We start from the raw sequence: 2535 nt of genomic DNA, 5'->3' as shown, positions 1-2535 counted from the left end.
CGACGCCGAGTTCCTCCACGAGGGAGTGGCGCAGCCGCCCGTACACGCGCAGCGCGTCGGAGCCGCGGCCCGTCCGGTACAGCGCCACCATGAGGTGTCCGTGCAGGGTCTCCCGCAGCGGATGCTCGTTGGCGAGGGCCAGCAGCTCGCCTGCGAGCTCCTGGTGGCGGCCCAGCCGCAGGTCGGCGACGATCCGCTGCTCCAGGACCTCCATCCGCAGCTCGTCCAGCCGGATGGCGGCGGACTCCAGCCGTACCCCGTGCGGGATCCCGGACAGGGCGGGGCCCGTCCACAGGGCGAGCGCCTCGTGCAGCAGCCCGGAGGCGCGGCCGAAGTCGCCCTCCTGGTAGGCGGCGCGGCCCTCGGCCCGCAGCCGTTCGAAGCACGGCAGGTCGAAGTCCCGCTCGGGAACGGCGAGGAGGTATCCGGGAGCGCGTGTCAGCAGCTCCCCGGAGTGCGCGGAGCCGCCGGCCTCGGCGAGCACCTTGCGCAGCTGGGAGACGTACACCTGGAGGGTGGTGGTCGCGGTGCGCGGGGGTTCCGTCCCCCACAGCTCGTCGATCAGGCTGTGCACGGGGACCACCTCACCGGTCTGCACGAGCAGCGTGGCGAGCAGGGCGCGCGGTTTCGCGGCGGAGGGAGTGCGGGGCGACAGACTCACCGGCCCCAGTACCCGGAAACGCATCGGAGAGCTCCTTGATCATGAGAACGAGGGGAGAGGAGAGCGTCGGCCGGTCCGGGCGGCGGCGTACGGTCAGCAGTCCTGGAGGAGGACGGCCGAGGCGGTGCACAGGACACGGCTGCCCTGGCTGAAGGCGAGCCGGGTGCGTACGGTGGGCCGGCCCGCGTCGTCGCGGACCGGTTCCTCCGCCACGACCGTGCAGGTCAGCGGAAGGTCGGCGTCCCCGAACCCGCGGAAGGACGCCCGCCAGCGGGTCAGCAGGGCGTGGGCGGGCCGCAGCCCGTGCAGTTCGGCGGCGGCGAGCAGCGACGCCTGCCGGGACGCCTCCAGGAACACCGGGCCGGGGACATGGTCGCCGGGCACCGCCGTGAAGACCTCGTGGCCGGGATCGGCGGCCACGGGCAGCACGAACTCGCCGTAGGGCGCCCGCAGCGGCGGTCCCACGATGACGTTGCGCGGGTCCTCGCGACCCACCGACTCCGGTGCCACGGTGGCCGGTTCCTCCTGCGTGACCACCGTCATGGAGGCCAGCGGGCGCACCACCGGAGCGGTGCTCCGCAGACTCTCCTGGCGCCCCACCTCACGGTGCGACCGGTACACCCCCGGCATCAGGAACTGCAGCCGAGCGGAAGCGCTCCCACAGGGGACACCGTCGATCGCCACGTCGCTGCGGCAGTCGAGGCCGCGCGGGACCCCGTTGACCACGTCCACGGGCGTCACGGTGAGGTCCAGCGTCAGATGGGCCGGCCGGCCGGTGCGGCGCCACGGGGCCGGGTCGAGGACGTCGAGCCCGCTGGAGACGAACACCGCGGGGCGTTCGGCGGGCACCCGGAAGTACTGGTGGGCGACGAAGTGCGTCGCCTGGCGCAGGGTCTCCGCGATGTAGAGCAGATCGTGGAAGGTGCCCGGCCCGTCGGTGAACGTCCCGTGCTCCTGGGGCAGTTCGGCGGAGAGCGCGAAGTGCTGCTCCACGGGAGCGGCGGCGTCCAGCAGGAACCCCTCCGGTGTGACGGGTCTGTGCAGCAGGTGCAGCGGTGCGACGAGACCTCTGGAGTCCGGGACGGACGGGGCGGGCTGAGAGGTGAAGGTGATGTCCATTGCAGCTCCTTCTGGGATGGCCGGCCCGGGATGCGCGCGGGGCGCGGCCGGTGCGCACAACGCCACAGGGCGGTGGCGAAAAGATTCCGCCACCGCCTCCACGGTGTCCTGGATCACTGGTATCGGCCTGTACCTGGCCTGGAACCGGGCTGGATCACCGCGGAATCGGGCCATCCGGCGACCGGACACCGGGTGGTGCGAGGGTTACGCGGCCTGCGGGGAACGCGCGGCGACCAGGGGATGGTCGGCGGCGAGCGGCCCCGCCGCGCTCGCTCCGCCCGGCGACCCGAGTTCGGCGAAGACCTCGGCGTCCGCGGTCCGGTACTCGCTCCACTCGGCCGGGACGTCGTCCTCGAAGAAGATCGCCTCCACCGGGCAGACGGGTTCGCACGCACCGCAGTCGACGCATTCGTCGGGCTGGATGTAGAGCTTCCTCGGCCCCTCGTAGATGCAGTCGACCGGGCATTCGTCGATGCACGCGCGGTCCTTGACGTCGACACAGGGCTGAGCGATCACATAGGTCATTTGGTGTCCCTCCCCGGGGTACTGCGGTCGAACGGTGACGGTGTTGCGGTGACGGTGCTGTGGTTCACGGTCCTGCGGTGATGGATCCGCGGTTCACGGCCGGGTGGCCGTGGTGGAACGGGGGTGCCGGGCGGAACGCCCGACCGTCCAGGTGTCGTTGCCGGCGAGGAGAGCGCCGAGGTCGCCCTTGCCCTTCAACTCGACGGCCCTGTCCAGTTGGTCGGCCATCT

The 2535-nt window shown here is 72.2% G+C and carries 3 protein-coding genes; all 3 read right to left on the bottom strand.

Translation table 11 applies throughout. The features are described from left to right. Positions 1 to 685: AfsR/SARP family transcriptional regulator (locus AOK23_RS43455; RefSeq protein WP_169800404.1), on the bottom strand; the 685-nt coding region annotated here is incomplete at its 3' end. A 69-nt stretch (positions 686 to 754) separates the two neighbouring features. Next, on the bottom strand, positions 755 to 1780 hold the full coding sequence (locus AOK23_RS43450) for an AfsA-related hotdog domain-containing protein (RefSeq protein WP_055717857.1): 1026 nt from the start codon (positions 1778 to 1780) through the stop codon (positions 755 to 757). A gap of 204 nt (positions 1781 to 1984) precedes the next feature. Further along, positions 1985 to 2305 (bottom strand): ferredoxin, encoded by a 321-nt coding sequence (gene fdxA / locus AOK23_RS43445; RefSeq protein WP_055511749.1) that lies wholly within the window; start codon positions 2303 to 2305, stop codon positions 1985 to 1987. Positions 2306 to 2535: the final 230 nt, after the last annotated feature.

Origin of the sequence: Streptomyces torulosus, assembly GCF_001419765.1 — a bacterium.
Lineage (GTDB): Bacteria > Actinomycetota > Actinomycetes > Streptomycetales > Streptomycetaceae > Streptomyces > Streptomyces torulosus.
The sequence above is the reverse complement of the archived record's forward strand: the minus strand, read 5'-3'. Positions and strand labels throughout refer to the sequence as shown.

What these genes read in the sequence shown, in the direction of transcription:
- AOK23_RS43450 (WP_055717857.1), bottom strand. Translation starts at nt 1,780, where the DNA reads ATGGACATCACCTTCACCTCTCAGCCCGCCCCGTCCGTCCCGGACTCC.
- fdxA (WP_055511749.1), bottom strand. Translation starts at nt 2,305, where the DNA reads ATGACCTATGTGATCGCTCAGCCCTGTGTCGACGTCAAGGACCGCGCG.